Source organism: Novosphingobium sp. BL-A-28-Hi1-0D (assembly GCF_055521755.1).
In genome coordinates this window covers 224210-241938 of record NZ_JBVFVV010000002.1, presented here as the reverse complement: position 1 = coordinate 241938, position 17729 = coordinate 224210, and the positions used below count along the sequence as shown (strand labels likewise).

At 66.3% G+C, this 17729-nt stretch carries 13 protein-coding genes; 7 read left to right on the top strand and 6 right to left on the bottom strand.

Annotated features, from left to right (window positions below; all coding sequences use genetic code 11):
- Positions 1 to 39: 39 nt before the first annotated feature.
- Together ACZ1JW_RS18725 and ACZ1JW_RS18720 are read left to right on the top strand one after the other, a co-directional pair.
- A complete protein-coding gene (locus ACZ1JW_RS18725; RefSeq protein WP_465126836.1) occupies positions 40 to 789 on the top strand; it encodes a quinoprotein dehydrogenase-associated SoxYZ-like carrier in 750 nt (249 codons plus the stop codon).
- Positions 786 to 1724 carry a quinoprotein relay system zinc metallohydrolase 1 gene (locus ACZ1JW_RS18720; RefSeq protein WP_465142859.1) on the top strand — a complete coding sequence of 313 codons (939 nt, stop codon included), beginning with the start codon at positions 786 to 788 and terminating at the stop codon, positions 1722 to 1724. The genes ACZ1JW_RS18725 and ACZ1JW_RS18720 overlap by 4 nt, the downstream gene beginning before the upstream one ends.
- On the opposite strand, the gene ACZ1JW_RS18715 is transcribed toward ACZ1JW_RS18720, so the two are convergent.
- The 4 genes from ACZ1JW_RS18715 to ACZ1JW_RS18700 all read right to left on the bottom strand — a co-directional run bounded on the left by ACZ1JW_RS18715 (position 1721) and on the right by ACZ1JW_RS18700 (position 8634).
- The gene (locus ACZ1JW_RS18715) at positions 1721 to 3973 is read right to left on the bottom strand and encodes a TonB-dependent receptor (RefSeq protein WP_465142858.1); all 2253 of its coding nucleotides are present in this window, start codon (positions 3971 to 3973) and stop codon (positions 1721 to 1723) included. The genes ACZ1JW_RS18720 and ACZ1JW_RS18715 overlap by 4 nt on opposite strands.
- Positions 3974 to 3977: 4 nt before the next feature.
- Entirely contained in the window at positions 3978 to 5999 is a 2022-nt protein-coding gene (locus ACZ1JW_RS18710) for a TonB-dependent receptor (RefSeq protein ID WP_465142857.1), read from the bottom strand.
- Positions 6000 to 6118: 119 nt separating this feature from the next.
- Positions 6119 to 7531, bottom strand: a complete 1413-nt coding sequence (locus tag ACZ1JW_RS18705; RefSeq protein ID WP_465143115.1) for a porin — start codon at positions 7529 to 7531, stop codon at positions 6119 to 6121.
- Positions 7532 to 7659: 128 nt separating this feature from the next.
- On the bottom strand, positions 7660 to 8634 hold the full coding sequence (locus tag ACZ1JW_RS18700) for a PQQ-dependent catabolism-associated beta-propeller protein (RefSeq protein ID WP_465142856.1): 975 nt from the start codon (positions 8632 to 8634) through the stop codon (positions 7660 to 7662).
- Between the two features lie 148 nt (positions 8635 to 8782).
- Between ACZ1JW_RS18700 and pedF the strand changes: the two genes are divergently transcribed.
- The 5 genes from pedF to ACZ1JW_RS18675 all read left to right on the top strand — a co-directional run bounded on the left by pedF (position 8783) and on the right by ACZ1JW_RS18675 (position 14345).
- Complete coding sequence (gene pedF / locus ACZ1JW_RS18695) at positions 8783 to 9229, top strand: cytochrome c-550 PedF (RefSeq protein WP_465126831.1); 447 nt, start codon at positions 8783 to 8785, stop codon at positions 9227 to 9229.
- Positions 9226 to 10080, top strand: coding sequence for a substrate-binding periplasmic protein (locus ACZ1JW_RS18690; protein ID WP_465142855.1), 855 nt, complete (start codon positions 9226 to 9228; stop codon positions 10078 to 10080). Before pedF ends, ACZ1JW_RS18690 begins: the two co-directional genes overlap by 4 nt.
- A 369-nt stretch (positions 10081 to 10449) precedes the next feature.
- Positions 10450 to 12204: a methanol/ethanol family PQQ-dependent dehydrogenase gene (locus ACZ1JW_RS18685; protein ID WP_465142854.1), complete on the top strand. Its 1755-nt coding sequence runs from the start codon at positions 10450 to 10452 to the stop codon at positions 12202 to 12204.
- 65 nt (positions 12205 to 12269) lie between these two features.
- Entirely contained in the window at positions 12270 to 12974 is a 705-nt protein-coding gene (locus ACZ1JW_RS18680; RefSeq protein ID WP_465142853.1) for a response regulator, read from the top strand.
- 81 nt (positions 12975 to 13055) lie between these two features.
- Positions 13056 to 14345 carry an NADH:flavin oxidoreductase/NADH oxidase family protein gene (locus tag ACZ1JW_RS18675; RefSeq protein WP_465142852.1) on the top strand — a complete coding sequence of 430 codons (1290 nt, stop codon included), beginning with the start codon at positions 13056 to 13058 and terminating at the stop codon, positions 14343 to 14345.
- Between the two features lie 12 nt (positions 14346 to 14357).
- On the opposite strand, the gene ACZ1JW_RS18670 is transcribed toward ACZ1JW_RS18675, so the two are convergent.
- Both ACZ1JW_RS18670 and ACZ1JW_RS18665 read right to left on the bottom strand, forming a co-directional pair.
- Complete coding sequence (locus ACZ1JW_RS18670) at positions 14358 to 16568, bottom strand: hybrid sensor histidine kinase/response regulator (RefSeq protein WP_465142851.1); 2211 nt, start codon at positions 16566 to 16568, stop codon at positions 14358 to 14360.
- Positions 16565 to 17728, bottom strand: a complete 1164-nt coding sequence (locus ACZ1JW_RS18665; RefSeq protein ID WP_465142850.1) for an FIST N-terminal domain-containing protein — start codon at positions 17726 to 17728, stop codon at positions 16565 to 16567. The genes ACZ1JW_RS18670 and ACZ1JW_RS18665 overlap by 4 nt, the downstream gene beginning before the upstream one ends.
- Between the last annotated feature and the right edge of the window lies 1 nt (position 17729).

Here is a 17729-nt window from a genome sequence, read left to right as displayed (position 1 = left end):
CCCGAAGCGGTCATAGTGGACTTTGGGAGAATGCGTGAAATGCCAAGGCTGACGATTGCCGTCCTGTCATTTGTCGTTGCCGCCAACGCGCAGGCAGCGCCAGCGGACCCGTTGAAATCGCCGATGTGGGAGCATCACGCCGCGCGGCTGTTCGGCGCCGACAAGGTCGTGTTCGACCCGCGCGTGGTCGTGCGCATCCCTGAAATCGCTGAAAATCAGCGTGTATTTCCGGTGACCGTGGACGCCCGCACCCTGCCCGACGTGCAGCGCATCGTGCTCTTCGCCGATCTCAACCCGATCCCGGTCGCGCTGGATTATCGCCCTGCCGAGGCCGAGCCCTTCATCGCCACGCGGATCAAGCTCGATCAGCGCACGCCGGTGCGGGCGGCGGTGCTGACGGCGGACGGGACGTGGCACGTGGGCGGATCGTGGATCGATGCGGCAGGCGGTGGCTGCTCTGCCCCGCCGGTGAGCCGCGTGAAGGGCGACTGGGCGGACCATCTGGGCGAAGTGCGCGGCGCACAATGGCCTGAAAAGGCGGGTGAAACACGGCTGCGCATGACCTTCCGCCACCCGATGGATACAGGGCTGGTCGAGAACATCCCGGCCTACAACATAGAGCACCTGACAATCCACGATGCGGGCGGCAAGTCTTTGGGCGAAATGCAAATTTTCGGCTCGGTGGCCGAGGACCCGGCCTTCACAGTGGTGGTCAAGGCGCGCGGTGCGATCAGCTTCGAGGCGCGCGACAGTGCGGGCCTGCGCTTCCCCGGCAAGGTCGGCGCATGAGGCTTGACCGGCGGGCTGTAGTGCTGGCGGGACTGCTGGCTCCCGCCGCCGCGTTCGCAGAGCAGTTTGCAGGCAAATACAATCCCTTGGCGCAAGCCGTCGGCGATGGCCTGTGGATGGTGCGCGGGGCGGACGAGGCGATCGGCTTTGCCAATGGCGGGGCGATTGCCAACAGCGCAATCATCGCCGCAGAGGCAGGCGCGGTGCTGTTCGATCCGGGCGTTTCGCGCGAGCATGGGCTGGCGCTGGGCGCATTGGCGCAGCGGGTGACGGGCAAGGCGGTGGGCCGGGTCTATGTCAGCCACCTGCACCCCGACCACGCGATGGGCGCGGCAGCATTCGATCCCGCGATTGTCCACGCCCTGCCCGCGACCCGCGCCGAGCTGGAGCGCGATGGCGAGGGCTTTTCGGACGCGATGTACCGCCTGCTGGCCGACTGGATGAAAGGCACCGCAGTGGTCCTGCCGCAGGGCGATGTAACTGAAGGTGCGGCAGAATTTGGCGGGCGCAAGTTCCGCCTGCTCGCGCTCAAAGGCCATTCGGGCGGCGATCTGGCGCTGCTCGACGAGGCGACGGGTGTGCTGCTGGCGGGTGATCTCGTGTTCCACGACCGCGCGCCGTCCACGCCGCACGCCAGCCTGACCGACTGGCGCAAGTCACTCGATGTCCTCGCCGCCCTGCCCCACAAGCTGCTGGTGCCGGGCCACGGCCCGATTGACCGCGACGGCAGCGCGATTGCGCAGACGCGGGATTGGCTCGGCTGGGTCGAGGCCACGCTGCGCGATGCGGTGGCCGGGGGGCTCGACATGAGCGAGGCGGGCGAATTGCCGATTGCGCCGCGTTTCTCAGCGCTCAAGGCCGCGCGCTATGAATTGCAGCGCAGCGTCTCGCACTTCTATCCGGCGCTTGAGGCGGAGTTGTTGCCGAAGCTCTAGAACTCCGCGCGGAGCGAGACCGTCAACCTGCGCGGGGCGCCAGGGGCGTAGGCGCGGGGGTTTTCGGCGCCGGGAGCTTCGGCAAGGTCGATCTCGTCGACTTCCGAAAAAGTGCCGAAGGTGGCGTAGCGCTTGTTCAGGACGTTGCGCAGCTGGGCGACGAGGCGGATGCCCGGGGCGAGCTTTACAGCGCCGTCGAGATCGAGAACCGCATAGGCCGGGGTGCGGGCGTTGTCGTTGCCTTCGTCTCCGGCGAGGTACTGGCCCGAGCGGGCGCGCAGGGTGAGGCCTGCCGACCAGTCACGCGCTTCACGGGCGAGGCGCAGGTTCATCGCATGGCGCGGGACAGCGGGGAGCTGGTTTCCTCGCTCGACCATGATCGTGCCTTCGTCGTCAGCCGCGGGGTTGGACGGACTCGACATGGTGAAGGCATCGCGGAAGCGCGCGTCGGTGAAGGCGTAATTGGCCGACATATGCCAGCCATTGCGTCGCCATTCGGCAGAGGCTTCGACGCCCTGCCTGCGGGTGTGGCCGAGGTTGGCGAAATAGGCGCGGCCGCGCACGGTGGAGGCGATCATGCGGATGTCGTTGCTGGTCTGCGACCGCCAAGCATTGATGCGCCACGCGAGGACCTTGCCGGTGGCATTGATCCCGCCGTGCCAGTTGGTTGCCGTAACCTGCTTCAAGGGCGGATCGGCGATGAAGAAGTTGGCCAGCGTGCAGGGCGCTTCCGGATCGGCGCAGCTGAGTTCGGCAGGGGTCGGATTGCGGCTGGTCAGCGCGAAGCCTGCGGTGGCGTGTATGCCGTCGGCCAGCGCATAGTCGAATTCGACCGAGGGATTGAAGCGGTCGAAGGTGTGGTTGCCATCGAGCGCGGTGCCGAGCCGGTCATCCATCGCCACACGGTTGTGCGAATAGCGTGCCCCGGCCTCTACCGACAGAGCTTTCGTCAGGGGGATCTGGGCGCTGGCGAACAGGGCCAGGTCATCCAGCCGCGTGACAAGATCGACCGGCAGGATCGCGCCTTCTGCCGAGACCAGCGGGAAGCCAAGGTCTTCGACCGAGCGGTCTTCCTCCAGCTCGCCAAGGTCGGTCTGCGCGCCGAAGCGGGTGCGGGCGCGTTCCCATGTGCCGCCAAGCGCGATGCGGCGGGTGCCGATGGCAGTTTCGCGCACGTCGAGCCATTGCAGGGTTGCGCCCCAGGCACGGGTGCGCTCCTGCCCGCGATTGAACACGGCGGGCTCATCGTCTGCCGCATCGACAGCGATGGGGACGCCGTTCGAGAACAGGGGATCGGAGAAGCCGTCGTCGTCATCCTCGACGCAGAGCCGCGCCGGGCTGGCATCGCATGGACCGAAATCGGCAAGATCGCCATTGGCATTGCGGCGGTCGAGGTATTGCCAGTGGGCACGCAGTTCGATGCGGCCGGTATCGCCTGTAGCCAGCCATGGCGCTGCGACCACACGGGCAAAGCGGGTGCGGGTGGTGTCCGGCCGGGTGAACACGGCGTTGTACTGCGCATCAAGCAGTTCGACGGGGGCGACGCCGTTGCCGGTGAGGTCGGTCGATGCGCCGAGTGCGGAGAGTTCCACGCCCCAGCCATTGCCCTGATGGATGCCCTTGGCAAAGCCGCGATAGAGCTTCGAGGGGCTGGCGACGCGCCAGCCTTTGTCGCGCCGCGCCTCGAACGATACGAGCAGATTGTCCTGCGAGGTGCCGGTGCCGTAGCTGACCGCACCGCCGACCATGCCTTCGCTGTCAACGTCGCTCTGCGCCTTGAGGCCGCCAAGGCTCATCCCGTCACCGGTCTGGACGAGCAGCGATCCGGCAAGGGCATTGCGGCCAAGCACCGGGTTGGCGTCGTTGACTTGCGCGCTGACAAGCACGGTATCGGGCATGAGATCGAGCAGGACGACATCGCCGAACGGCTGGTTGAAGCGCACGCCATCGAGATAGACGGCAAGGCCCTGCTCCATGCCCTGCAGCGCGCCTGCGGAAAAGCCGCGCCAGTTGAGCGTTGCCTGCCACGGATTGCCCGCCGCTTCGCCCAGCGTCAGGCCCGGAATGGCGCGTTCGAGCGCGCGGCCGAGATCTGGGCGGCCCGAGGCGTCGATGGCGGCAAGATTCAGCGCACGTGCCTCGTCGAGATCGATTGTGCCGCCCGGAGCGGTCACGACGATCTCGGGCGCTTCATCAGCAAGCGCCGGAAGCGGGGCGGCGGCGAGGAGGACAGCAATCGTACGGCGCATAGGATCAGATCTTCACGCGAAGGCCTGCCCATACCGTGCGCGGGTTGCCGAGGTCCATAGACCCGCCGGCGTTGCGCGTGACGATATCGGTATCGAACACGTTTTCCGCGCGCAGGATCAGGCTGACGCCCCTGGGCAGCGGCACTTGCGCGAAGAGATCGAGCGTGGTTGCGGCCTTGAGGCTGTCGACCTGCAGGTCGTCCTCGTACTGCTGGCCGACGTGGCGCAGCGTGGCGGCGATGTCCCAACCCGATGCAGGCGCGAGGCCGAGCGTGGCCGAGGCGGCGAGGCGCGGGGTCTGGGCGGGGCGCTTGCCGGTGAGGTTGGAGGCGGCACCGTTTCGCACTTCGGCGTCGGTCCATGCCAGCGAGCCATCGAAGCGGACGATGCCGAGTTCGGCGTGGGCCGATGCCTCGATGCCCCGCGCGCGGATCTGGTCGACGTTCTGGCGCTGACGCAGGTTGGTGCCGATGGTGACGTTGGCGACGGCATCCTCGATGCGGTTGTCGAAGCCGGTGACGGAGAGGCGCAGGCCCTTGGCGGGGGTGAGGTCGATCCCGGCCTCGAAACCCTTCTGCTTTTCGTTGCGCAGGGCGGCGTTGGCCTGCGTGGTGACCGGGAAGACGGTGAACGGGCGGTAGAGTTCGTTCAAGGTCGGCTGGCGCAGGCCCGTGTAGGCAGCGGCGCGCAGGGCGATCATGTCATTGGCGCGGAAGACCGCGCCGCCGCGCCAGGTGACGGTCCAGTCGCTCTGCGTGGCGTAATCGTTGCGACTGGTGACGGTGCCGGCGTTGTTGCGAACTTCGAAGTAGCCGTCGGCGATCACGGTCCGGTCGGCACGCAGGCCGCCGGTGAGCACGAGCGCTCCGAGGGTCAGGTCGTTCTCCGCGTAGAAACCGAGGTCGGTGTTGACGCCCCCTGCCCGGCGGCGGGCGGTGATTGCGCCGGTGGCGGCGCTGATCGCGTTTTCCTTCATCGTGCCCGAGGCGCGGCGCCAGTCCACGCCGAGGCGCAGGACGTCTTTCCCGCCCATCGGCGGACGCAGCTCGAACTTGCCGCCGAGGCCTTGGGCGGGGGTGTCGTACTGGTCGAGCGTGGGTTTGAAGCTGGTGGCGGAGACGACGATGTTGTCGAAGTTGCGGACCTGGACATAGGCCAGCGCATCGAACTGCCAATCGCCGCGACCGACGAGGCGCAGGCTGGCGTCCTGCCCTTCGCTGGAGGTGGTGGCGCCCTTGAAGCGCAGCAGGCGTTCATCGCGATACACCAGCGCGCGGGCTTGCAGTTCGACCGTGTCGGTGAGCGGGGCGACGGCGCGGATCTGCGTGGACCACGATTCGTAGCGGGCGCGGACCGTGGCCGGGACGCGCTGGGCCTCAGGCGTGGTGAAGAAGCCCTTGCCGCGATCCCAGCGGCCCGAGACGACCGCGAAGCCCGAGCCGAGGCGCGGGGCGACGCTCAAGGACGCCTCGGTCTCACCGCGCTGGCTGGCGAGGAGCTGGCCATTTACGAGGCCAAGCTGATCTGGGCCTGCGCTCTCGAGTTCGATCGTGCCCGACAGCGCGCCTGCGCCGAACGGGCCGGAGCCGCCGCCGCGCGTCACGCGGATCGAACCCAGCGTATCAGGCGTGATCGCGGGGAGCGGGACATAGCCGAAGAACGGATCGGCCATCGGCACGCCATCGAGCAGCACGAGCGCGCGGCTGGTGGCGTTGCCGCCCAATGCACGCAGGGTGACGCCTTGGGCCGAGGGGTTGGACGAACGACTGTCAGACCGGCGGAACTGCTGGAAGCCGGCGACCGAGGTCAGCACGTCCTCGATGCGGCCCGAAGCCGAGGTCGTGATGGCATCGCGGCCGATTTCGACGGTGGAATAGGCAGGCGTTCCGGGGGTCTTTTCAAGGCCCTTGCCGGATACGACGATTTCGCCATCGGGCCCCTCATCCGCGAAAGCGGGGAGCGCGGTCGATGAGAGAGCGGCTGCGGCCAGGAGGCTGCAGGCACGCGAGAATCTGGTGTCGTCCATCTGCTGCGACTTTCCGGATGACGATTTGAAGACAGGTCTGTCGGCGGCGCTTTGGGAGCATTATGCGCCGCCGACAAGGGTGGACTTAAGTATCGAGTGTTAAGTTTTTGAAATCCGGCTCAGAAGAAGAGGATTCCGCCAACCGCTACGGCATCGCTCTGAGCCTTGTTGCCCGAGTGGGCGACGGCCTTCGAATGGACGTATTCGCCGATCAGCGTGACCCATGAGGTCAGGCCGTAGCGGACCTGTCCGACGTAGCTCGAGTTGACGTCGAGCAGGTTGGGGTTGGCGACGCGGTCGGTGTTGCTGGCGTAGTCGAGGTGGCTTTCGCCATAGCTTCCGCCGACCGAAACCTTGCCGAAGGTGGCGAGGGCCTGGGCGTAGAAGCCGCTGGAATCGCGCTTGGCGATGCCGGGGCCAGTCTGTGGAGCGCCGGTGTCGAACAGGCCGAGCACGGTCGTGCCGAGGCCGCTGGCGGTGTAGTAGTAACCGGTCGCGGTGACCGGGCCAACCGTCACCTTGCCGCCGAAGTCCACGCCGCTGCCGGTGTAACTGCCGCCGCCGACGATGTCGTGCTTCTGCGTGATGCCCGAAACCCACAGACGCGCGGCGACGTCACCGAACTTGCCGTCATAGGTGACCTTGCCCTGGAAGCCGGGGGCCGAGTTGCTCTCGGCCGGGCCGGTAAGCGAAGACAGCGGCTGGAACACGCCGACCGAGGCCTGCAGGCCCTTGAAGTTGGGCGAGGTGTAGGTGATCTGCGGCTGGAAGTCGGTGTAGATGTACCCGACGCCGATGCGGCCCAGCGTGGTGTTGCCCGGCGCGACGTTGTTTCCGGGCGTGCCCGAAGACAGCAGCGTGATGTCGTTGAGGATGGCTTCGGACGCGAACAGGCCGATGTCGCGGCCGATCTTGAAGGTGCCGACGTTGGGCTTGCCGAAGGTCATGAAGGTCTGACGGAAATCGATGCCGGCGGTTGCGAGCGCGGTGGGCTGGCCGCCGTTGTTGGCGCCAAGCGCTCCCCAGGCGGTGGAGTTGATGCCGGGGTACATGCCGAAGGTCGCGCCGACATCCCAGCCAGACTGCTTGGCCGCGACCGAAACCTTGAGGAAGCCGGGGAGCAGGCCGTTGCGGATCGCGCTCGAATTGTTGGCACCGACGCTGGCGATGCCGCCGGTCACGGCGGTGTTCGCGGTGGGGGTGGCGGGGTTGTCATGGACGTAGAAGCCGTTGACCGAGCCTGCGAAGGTGATCGTGGCGGGACCGACTTCGAGGCCGATGCCGCTGGGGGCCATGCGGACCATGCGGCTGGAATCGACGGATTCAGTGGCGCGGGTCATGGTATCGCCTGCGGGGGCAGCGGCGGCAGGAGCGGGCTTGTTTTCCTCGGCGAGCAGCTCGGCATATTCCTCGTCGGAGAGGATGCCCTTCTCGTGCAGGCGCTTCAGAAGTTCGGCGGTGCCGGCGTAGGCGGGCGTGGTGGCGAGCGCCATCGTGGCGAGCGCGACCGAGGCGCAAAGCGCCTTCTTCATGTTCATTTCCATCCCCTCCTTGAAAGGTCGTGTCGATTATCTGCGACTGAGCGGGGACAATGCTGCGCGGAAACAAACCGCGATATTGGACTTTGGGCGTTGGACTTTGGGATAATGACGAAGGACAGTCAGCGCCCCAGCGCGACGCCCCAGGGGCCGCCGCCTGCCGGAATCGTGGCGGTGACCTGCATCGCGGCGATGTCGACGAAGGAGACCGTATCGCTGGCCCCGTTGGCAACGATGGCGCGGGTGCCGTCGGGGGTAATGGCGAGGTGCCAGGGGCGGTCGCCGACCTTGACGTAGCCACGAACCTTGCGGGAGGGCACGTCGACAACGGCGATGCTGTCCGCGCGGCCGAGGGCCACTATCGCGGTCTTGCCGTCGGGGGTGAAGCGGATGCCGCAGGGCATGACCTTGTAGGCGGGCACGCCCGGTGGGGCGAAGGTCAGAGTCTGCTCGATGGTCTTGGTGGCGACGTCGGCAATCTGGACGGTACCGGCCATTTCGGCGGCGATCCATACTTTCGCGCCGCTGGCCTCGAACTCGATGTGGCGGGGCCTTGCGTTGGTTTCCATCTCCTCGTCCAGGGTGCGGGTGGCAAGGTCGATCCAGGCGACGGTGTTGTCCTCCTCGCTGGTGACGAGCAGCCATTTGCCGTCAGGGCTCTGCGCGACGCCCTCGGGCTCGTTGCCGGTGGCGACCTGCCAGGCGACCTTGCGCCCCGCAAGATCGATGGCGGTGACCGCGCCGTTGTCCTCGTTGGCGGCGAAGAGCAGGTCTCCGGCATAGGCGGGGAAGAACTGTTCGGGATCAGCGCCCGATGGCAGCGTGGCGATCAGCGCGCCGGTGGCGGGATCGCGCATTTCGACCGCGTTGTCGGCACTGGCGGCGACGAGCAGGGCCTTGCCATCGCGCGTCATGGCGATGCCGCGCGGGCGCTTGCCGACGGGCCATTCGGCTTCGACTGTGCCCTTGTCGAGATCGATCACCGTGACGGTGGAGGACCGTTCGTTGCTGACATAGGCGCGGCTCGCGTGAGCAGCGGGTGCGAGCGCGGTGCCGAACAGCAAGGCTGCAGCAATGGCTTTCAGTTTTCTCTCCATGCTGCGCACAATATTGCGGGTTAGGGATTTCTCATATGGCACCTTGGTCTTGTACCATGGTTCAATTTGCGATCGACCCGCAGCGCGATAAGCAGGGCACATCATCGGGGCGGACGATCGTCCGCACCCGTGTCGCAGAGGATGACTGATGATCAAGATATCCAAGGGCCGAGCCGCCCTGCTGGCAGCGGCTGCGCTCGCCACCGGCGCCATCGCATCAAGCCTTTCCGCCCATGGCAACGTGACGCCGCAGGCGGTCGATACCTCCGCCCTGCCCGACCTTGCCGGTGGCAACGACACGTGGGTGACGGTCAATCCCTATCGCGGCAACGAGAAGGCGCTGGAAATCGGGCAGTCGGCCTATGGCCAGAACTGCGCGCGGTGCCACGGTCTCGATGCGATCTCGGGCGGCATCGCGCCTGACCTGCGCTATCTGGAGACCGGCGACAGCGGGGACGAATGGTTCATCCAGCGCTTCCAGCATGGCTCGGCGCGCGACGGCAAGGTCTATATGCCGCCGATGGGCGAAGTGCTGGGCCAGAAGGCCGGTTGGGCGATCCGGACCTGGATCGAATCAAAGCACACCGACGAGTGAACCGGCGTTCATTCCTGCAAGGCCTCGCCCTTAGCGCGCTGGCCGCGTCGTCCAGCGCCTTTGCCGCGCCGCTTGAGAAGGTCAAAGACCTCGGAGTCCTTCGGGTCGGACTCTATGCGGACAACCGGCCATGGTCGTGGGATCAGGGTGGCAAGGTGGCGGGCATCGACGCCGACATCGCACGCGCCCTGGCTGAAGCGCTGGGCGTGCGCGCCGATGTCCAGCTGTTCTTCGCGGGCGAGGACATATCCGACGACTTGCGCAACGTGGTCTGGCGCGGCGGGCTGCTCGGCTTCCAGCCCTGCGACGTGATGCTGCACGTGCCGTTCGAGCGACAGCTGATGCAGGCCGAGGACAACGTGGTGTTCCTCGCGCCCTATTACCGCGAGACGTTCGGCGCGGCCTGTTCGCGTGATGGCGGCAATTGCGAGGCGGTTCCGGCCGCTTTCAAGGGGCGGCCGATCACGGTGGAGCTGGCCTCCATCCCCGACTTTTATTTGCTCGGCCATGCAGGCGGGGTGCTGGCGAAGGATCTGGTTCACGTGCCCACGGGCTACGATGCCGCAGCGGCGCTCGCCGATGGCAGCGCGGAATTCACCGTGGCGACGACCGCACAGATCGAGGCGGCAGTTGCCGATCATGCCGACGCCGGGATCAAGGTGCGCAAAGGCCCGCTGCCAATGATGATGTCTCCGGGCTGGGACATCGGCATCGCGGTCAAGGAGAACTCGCGCAATCTCGGCTTCCGGCTTGAGGAGATCCTTGAGCAGATGGTCGCCGACGGGCGGATGGCTGCGATCTTCAAGGCCCACGGCGTGACCTGGAAACCAGCGCTTTCCGCGCAATCCTGAAGATTTGCTTCGGGCCTGAACCGCAAGGGCAGGCAAACGGGGGGGACGGGAACACCGACTGCGACCGGTGTTCCCCGAACCGTTTTTGCTGCACTTGTTTTGCGCAACATTTTTCGCGGGGGAATGCCCACCCCCAGCCCCTCTCGCCTGCGGGAGGGGAGGTGATAGAACTGCGCCTGTTTCCCCGTGCCGCAGGCGGAAGGTGTCGGGGGTGGGCCTGAGGCACAACTCCTTATCCCAAGGTTCAATTGTGTGGCATGCTGCAACCGATAGGCTCACTTCGACGATAGGGGATCAGTGGCGAACCGGGGGGATTCCCGCATGACCGCACTCCATCGCAAAACAAGACCCCATAACAGGAGGGACAGGATGAAGCGGCGTTTTTCAATCGTGTTGGCAGGCCTTGCGGCCGCAACCAGCCTTACGGCAGCACCGGCACTTGCCGGTGGACCGACCAGCGCGGACATCGTCAACGATGCGGCCACGCCCGGTGACGTGATCAGCTATGGCATGGGTCCGCAGCAGCAGCGGTTCAGCTCGCTCGACAAGATCAACACCGGCAACGTGAAGGGCCTCGTGCCGGTGTTCGCGGCATCGCTTGGAGGCGAGAAGCAGCGCGGCCAGGAATCGCAGCCGCTGGTCTATGACGGCACGATCTACGTGACCGGCTCGTACTCGCGCCTGTTTGCGTTCGATGCGCGCACTGGCGAGAAGAAGTGGGAATACAACGCCCGCCTGCCCGACGGCATCATGCCTTGCTGTGACGTGGTCAACCGTGGTGCCGCCATCCATGGCGACAAGGTGATCTTCGCCACGCTCGACGCTCACTTGATTGCGCTCGACCGCCACACCGGCAAGGTCATCTGGAACAAGAAGCTGGCCGACTATCAGGCGGGCTATTCGGCCACGGCTGCGCCGCTGATCGTCAAGGACATGGTCATCACCGGCAACTCGGGCGGTGAATTCGGCATCATCGGCGAAGTATCGGCGCGCAATGTCGATACCGGCGAGCTGATCTGGACGCGCCCGACCATCGAGGGCCACATGGGCACGCTGGCTGGCAAGCCGAGCACCATGACCGGCAAGCTCAATGCTTCGTGGACCGGCGATCTGTGGAAGACCGGCGGCGGAGCGACCTGGCTTGGCGGAACCTACGACCCGGAAACCAATCTGCTCTACTTCGGCACCGGCAACCCCGGCCCGTGGAACAGCAACCTGCGCCCCGGCGACAACCTTTACACCGCATCGACGCTGGCGATCGATCCCGATACCGGCGAGATCAAGTGGCACTACCAGACCACGCCGCATGACGGCTGGGACTTCGACGGGGTGAACGAGTTCATTCCGTTCGATGCGACGATGACGGTCAAGGGCAAGCAGGTACCGATGAAGCTCGGCGCCAAGGCTGACCGCAACGGCTATTTCTATGTACTCGACCGCACCAACGGCAAACTGGTCGGCGCGAGCAAGTTCGTGATGCAGACCACGTGGGCCGACGGCATCAACCTGAAGACCGGCCGCCCCAACTTCATCCCCGCCAACCGTCCGGGTGCGCCTAACGGTGCGGAAAAGGGCACGACCGTGTTTGCCAGCCCGTCGTTCCTTGGCGGCAAGAACTGGATGCCGATGGCCTATTCCAAGGATACCGGCCTGTTCTACGTGCCCTCGAACGACTGGGGCATGGACATCTGGAACGAACCCATCGCCTACAAGAAGGGTGCGGCCTATCTGGGTGCGGGCTTCACCATCAAGCCGATCGCCGAGGACCACATCGGTGCCCTGCGCGCGATGGACCCGGTGACCGGCAAGATCGTGTGGGAATACAAGAACAAGGCTCCGCTGTGGGGCGGCGTTCTGGCCACGCGCGGCAATCTGGTGTTCACTGGTACGCCCGAGGGCTACCTCAAGGCGTTCGACGCCAAGACGGGTGCGGAGCTGTGGAAGTTCCAGACCGGGTCGGGCGTGGTCGGATCGCCGATCACCTGGGAGCAGGACGGCGAGCAGTATGTCGCCGTGATGTCAGGCTGGGGCGGCGCGGTGCCGCTGTGGGGCGGCGAGGTTGCCAAGACCTTCAAGGAAATCAGCCAGGGCGGTTCGCTCTGGGTGTTCAAGCTGCCGAAGTAACTCTCCCCGGAGCGCCGGGCCATACCGCAGGTCTGGCGCTCCACCCCCTCCCCGGGTAGATGACAATGATCAATACCGCCGCACTAACCGCATTCGCAGACGATAGGGGGAGCGCTGCCGTGGCAGAAGTCGGATCTCCGGAACGCGTGCTGATCGTTGATGACCATTCGCTGGTGCGCGATGGCTTGCGTTCGATCTTCGACGATGCCTTTCCGAACTGTGCGATCCTCGAGGCGGACAGCCTGGAAGCGGCCTTGAACACGCTGGCGGCAGAGGGTGATGTCGATCTCGTCCTGCTTGACCTCAACATTCCCGACGTTTCGCATCTTTCCGGACTTGAGGCGCTGCGTGACCGCTTTCCGGCGACGCCGGTGGTGATGGTCTCGGGCGTGACCGACCGCAAGGTGGTGCGCGATGCGCTGGCGGCGGGTGCGGCAGGCTTTGTGCCCAAGAGCCTCAAGCGCGCGGCGATCCTCGATGCGCTGCACCAGGTGCTGTCGGGCGAAATCTACATGCCCGAACTGGAAGGCGATGACAGCGCGGCTGCCGAGGAAGACCTGATCCGCAGCCGGATCGACAGCCTGACCCCGCAGCAGCGCGTGGTGCTGGGGCATCTCGTCGCCGGGCGGCTGAACAAGCAGATCGCCTATGAACTCGACGTCTCGATGACGACGGTGAAGGCGCACGTATCGGCGATCCTGCAGAAGATGAACGTGTTTTCGCGCACGCAGGCGGTGATCATGGCGGGGAAGATCGGTTTCAAGGGGTAACCTTTCACGCCGGTAAACTGTCACGAATGGGCAATTGCTCTTCGCCGCCGGTCTGGCAGACTGGGCGCGGGGGAGATTGCCATGCTGATCAACACACCACTGGCGCTGCCATGTGGCACCGTAATTCCGAACCGCCTTGCCAAGGGCGCGATGACCGAGGGGCTTGCCGATCCCTCGGGCCGACCGACGGCGGAGCTTGACCGGCTCTACGGCGTCTGGGCCGATGGCGGCGCGGGGTTGCTGATCACCGGCAACGTGCAGATCGACGGCGACCATCTTGAGCGGCCCGGCAACGTGATCATCGACCGCGCGCCCGATGAGGCGATGAAAGCGGCGCTGGCGCGGTGGGCCGAGGCGGGGACGCGCGCGGGCAACCAGCTGTGGATGCAGATCAGCCACGCCGGGCGGCAGACGCAGAGCACCGTAAATCCGCACCCGAAGGCCCCTTCGGCGGTCAAGCTCGGGCTGCCGGGCGGGCAGTTCGGTGAGCCGGTGCCGCTGGAGGAGGCGGAGATCCTCGACCTGATCGGGCGCTGTGCCACTTGCGCCAGGGCCGCACAGGAGGCGGGCTTTGGCGGGGTGCAGATCCATGCTGCGCACGGCTACTTGCTTTCGCAGTTCCTCAGCCCGCGCAGCAACCAGCGCAGCGACCGGTGGGGCGGTTCGCTGGAGAACCGGGCGCGATTCCTGATGGAGACGGTGCGCGCGGTGCGTGACGCGGTGGGTCCGGCCTTCGGCATTTCGGTGAAGCTCAATTCGGCGGACTTCCAGCGCGGCGGGTTCGCGTTCGAGGAAAGCCTGGAAGTGGCGCGCTGGCTGGAAACGGCGGGGGTGGACCTTCTTGAGGTTTCGGGCGGGTCCTATGAACAGCCCGCTATGATGGACATGGAGGGGCTTGAGGCCGTGGAACGGCCAGACGTCCCAGCGTCGACTGCGGCACGCGAGGCCTATTTCGTCGACTTTGCCAAGGCAATGAAGGCGAGCCTGACCAGGATGCCGTTGATGGTCACGGGCGGCTTCCGCAGCCGGGCCGCGATGCAGCATGCGCTGGAGACGGGCGCGGCGGACCTGATCGGCATCGGCCGTCCGCTGTGTGCCGCGCCTGCGGCCTGCCGCGACCTTCTGGAAGACAGGGGGGACTTGCCGCGCTTCGAGGCAACCCTGCGCATGTTGCCCCCGGCCCTGCGTTGGCTCGAACGGTTCGATGCCGTGCGCACCATCGCGGGCTTCGGCGTGCAGATGTGGTACTATGCCCAGATCGATGCGCTGGGGCGGACCGGGCGGCCCGATCCGGACAAATCGGTCTTCGCCTCGCTGCTGCAGGTGCAGGGTCAGGCCAAGGCGTGGATGAAGGCGCGACGCGCGCTCTAGAAAACGGGCGCTTTAAAGCACGTCCCTCTGGCGCAGGAAGGCGCGGAGTTGCGCGGGCTTTACCGGCTTGTTGAGGAGCGGGAGAGCCAGCGCGGCAAGGCGGGTCTTGGTTTCCTCGCCGCGGTCGGCAGTGATGACCATGGCGGGCAGGTCGTAGCCCGCGCGGCGGCGCAGGGCGGCGATGGCTTTCTCGCCGGTCTGGCCGTCGTCGAGGTGGTAATCGACGATGGTCATGGCCGGTTTGCGCGCCAGTGCAGCGCTGACGCTGTCGTCGGCAGGATCGCGCGCGGTGACCACTTCGAGGCCCCAGTTCTCAAGCAGGGCCTCCATGCCGGAAAGGATCGACGGATCGTTGTCGATCACCAGCACGAGGCCGCCATTGCCGGTCGGCGCGGCCGATGCAGGTTCGGCGGGCGCAGGCGCGGCGGCCGGCTCGACCCGGGGCAGCAGGATCGAGAAGGCAGAGCCGAGGCCCGGTACTGAATCCAGCCCGATGGGATGATCGAGCATGGTCGAGACGCGGCGGACGATGGCAAGGCCAAGGCCCTTGCCGGGGATCTTCTGCGTCTTGCCGACGCGGCGGAACTCGCCGAAGATTTCCTCGCGGTCCTGCGCGGCGATGCCGGGGCCGGTATCGCGCACGGTCACGCGCACCTGCCCGTCAAGCTCTGCCACTTCCACCGAGACGCGGCCCGCATCGGTATAGCGGATCGCGTTGGAGACGAAGTTCTGGAGCACGCGGCGCAGAAGGCGCGCGTCGGAGCGGACCCATGCATCGGTTTCCACCACATCGAACTGCAGGCCCCCGGCTGCGGCAAGCGGGGCGAATTCCACGCGCAAGGTCTGCAGGATCGAGCCCAGCGACTGGTGGCCGATCTCGGGCTGGATGGCGCCTGCATCGAGGCGCGAGATTTCGAACAGGGCTTCGAGCAGGTCCTCGACCGAATCGAGCGCGGTGGAGGCCTGGGCGACCAGTGCCTGCGGGCGTTCGGGCAGGCGCAGCCCGTCCATGGCCGAGACGAACAGGCGCGCAGCGTTCAGCGGCTGGAGCAGGTCGTGGCTGGCGGCGGCAAGAAAGCTGGTCTTTGAGCGGTTGGCCGTCTCCGCCTCGTTCTTGGCATCGACCAGCTGGCGGTTGACCTCGACCAGTTCGGCGGTGCGCTCCTGCACCCGGCGTTCGAGCAGTTCGGCGGTTTCGGTGAGCGAGCGTTGCAGGCTGACGTGGTCGGTCACGTCGTCGAAGGTGAAGACCATGCCGCCATTGCCCAGTGGAACCGAGCGGATCACGAAGTGCCGCCCGTCCATCAGGCATTCGGCAGAAAGCTGGCGCGTATCGCCCTCGCGCCAGGCGAGGCTGTCAGCGCATTCGAGGCCCAAGCGCCAGCTGCACCATTCGACCAGCTGGGAGTGGCTCTCGACATGGCGCAGCAGGTCACCGCCCGAGAGGCCGAGGACACGCACCAACCCTTCGTTCCACGCCTGCATCCGTCGCTGGGCATCGAACAGGCAGACGCCTTCGGACAGGGTATCGAGCGTGGCCTGAAGCGCGAGGTTACGCTCGGCCAGTTCGAGCGCGCGCTGGCGGGCGTCCTCGGCCTTGACCGAGGTGATGTCGGTATAGATTCCGACGATGCCGCCATCGCTGGTGCGCAGTTCGTTGATCTGGATCCAGCGCCCGTCGTTCAGCGCCTGAACGTGCGCCCCTTCGGCGCGGCGGTGCCAGTCGACGCGGTCGCTCAGCCAGCGGTCGGGCGCCATGGCCGCGCCCATGGTGGAACCGGTCAGGGCAACGCGGCTGGCCATTTCGGAGAATTCGGGGCTGTCACCCGAGATCGGCTCGACCGCCGGAAAGATCCTGAGGAAAGCGCGGTTGCACAGGATCAGGCGGTCATCGGCATCGAACAGGGCGAAGCCGTCGCTCAGCGATTCAATGGCATCGCGCAGGAGGACGCGGGCGGCGGTGGCATCCTCGTTGGCGGCGGCGAGTTCGGCCATCGCCGCTTCGAGTGCGCTGGTGCGATCACGCACCACGGATTCGAGCGCGATGGCCGTCTCGAACATCGAGAACGCGCCGCCTTCCATGTCGACCGAGCGTTCGACCCGGTCCATCAGCGCGGCGTTGATCTTCTCAAGCTGGCGCACGCGGGCGCGCAGGGCGGTAATCTCGTCCTCGCCATTGACCATCGCTGGCGCGAGGATGCCGGTGAGGCCCGAACTGCTCATCGCCCGACCGCGAGACCGGTGAAAGTCTGGTTCATGTGCGCAGCGCGGAACTGTTCGCCATAAGTGTTGAAGCCGAACACGCGGTTGGCAACATACATCCGCGAGACCGCGCCGGCCTGCTGGCGGTCTTCGGCATCGAGCCGGTTGAGCACGCAATCGAAACCGACGACGTGGTCGATCTCGCCGACCTTGTCGCCGATCTCCTCGAACAGGGCGTCCATCTCGGCAATGCGGTCAATCGGCTCCCCGATCGAAAGGACCACGCCGGTATCAATCGCGCAGTAGAAGGTGAGCGAGCCGTCCGCGTTCGCAGTCTGGATCGAGCGGACGTGGAACTGTCCGCCGGTGCGCACAATCGGGGGATAGGCGGCGAAGAACTGGGCGTTGAGTTCGGTCACCGGGCTGCCCGCGAGGCGGCGGTATTCCTCGGCAGCGGGGGCGGCGTTGATTTCGGTGACGACGCGGGATTCGGCGTCGGCCTCGGTGATGACCATCTTGGCAGGACCGGGGCGGTAGAAGCTCTTGCAGAAGACGTGAAGCGGGCGGCGGCTGGTGAGCAGCACGATGACCGCCGCGTCCTTGTGGAACGCGCCTTCATGGAAGATCGCAGTGTCGCGGAAGGAAAGACCGTCGCCGCTCGACCCGCCGATCAGCTGGATATCGCCCAAGGCATGCTGCGCGGTCATCGTCAGCAGCTCCTCGCGGTGGGACAGGCCATCGACGAAAAACAGCGCGACCTGATGCAGCCCCTCGCCCGCGCCATGATCGCGCCGGGACTGGGCGACGAGCTGGCGGATCGCACCCTGCGCGGCGGCGGGATCGAAGCTGTCGAGATCGTCGAAGCGCAGCGAGGCCATCGAGAACGGGCCTTCGGGAAAGCCGATGAGGACGACCGAATGGGTATCATAGCCCTGCTCGGTCAGCTCGCCCGCACTGGTGCAACCGTAGAGGCGGACATCGGGCATGCGCTCGGCCAGGGCCTGTTGCAGGGCGTCGCGCGGGTAGGCGTTGGAGCAGAATAGCAGCGCGCCTGAAAGCTTGCGGCCATCGATGCATTCGGCAAGTTCGGCAACGGCAGCCTGCGGATCGGCGGCGCGCGACGTGCAGGCGATCATCCGCGCATCATCGCCAGATGTCGCGATCCGTGTCGCCATATCCATC

What these genes read in the sequence shown, in the direction of transcription:
- ACZ1JW_RS18725 (WP_465126836.1), top strand. Translation starts at nt 40, where the DNA reads ATGCCAAGGCTGACGATTGCCGTCCTGTCATTTGTCGTTGCCGCCAAC.
- ACZ1JW_RS18720 (WP_465142859.1), top strand. Translation starts at nt 786, where the DNA reads ATGAGGCTTGACCGGCGGGCTGTAGTGCTGGCGGGACTGCTGGCTCCC.
- ACZ1JW_RS18715 (WP_465142858.1), bottom strand. Translation starts at nt 3,973, where the DNA reads ATGCGCCGTACGATTGCTGTCCTCCTCGCCGCCGCCCCGCTTCCGGCG.
- ACZ1JW_RS18710 (WP_465142857.1), bottom strand. Translation starts at nt 5,999, where the DNA reads ATGGACGACACCAGATTCTCGCGTGCCTGCAGCCTCCTGGCCGCAGCC.
- ACZ1JW_RS18705 (WP_465143115.1), bottom strand. Translation starts at nt 7,531, where the DNA reads ATGAAGAAGGCGCTTTGCGCCTCGGTCGCGCTCGCCACGATGGCGCTC.
- ACZ1JW_RS18700 (WP_465142856.1), bottom strand. Translation starts at nt 8,634, where the DNA reads ATGGAGAGAAAACTGAAAGCCATTGCTGCAGCCTTGCTGTTCGGCACC.
- pedF (WP_465126831.1), top strand. Translation starts at nt 8,783, where the DNA reads ATGATCAAGATATCCAAGGGCCGAGCCGCCCTGCTGGCAGCGGCTGCG.
- ACZ1JW_RS18685 (WP_465142854.1), top strand. Translation starts at nt 10,450, where the DNA reads ATGAAGCGGCGTTTTTCAATCGTGTTGGCAGGCCTTGCGGCCGCAACC.
- ACZ1JW_RS18680 (WP_465142853.1), top strand. Translation starts at nt 12,270, where the DNA reads ATGATCAATACCGCCGCACTAACCGCATTCGCAGACGATAGGGGGAGC.
- ACZ1JW_RS18675 (WP_465142852.1), top strand. Translation starts at nt 13,056, where the DNA reads ATGCTGATCAACACACCACTGGCGCTGCCATGTGGCACCGTAATTCCG.
- ACZ1JW_RS18670 (WP_465142851.1), bottom strand. Translation starts at nt 16,568, where the DNA reads ATGAGCAGTTCGGGCCTCACCGGCATCCTCGCGCCAGCGATGGTCAAT.
- ACZ1JW_RS18665 (WP_465142850.1), bottom strand. Translation starts at nt 17,728, where the DNA reads ATGGATATGGCGACACGGATCGCGACATCTGGCGATGATGCGCGGATG.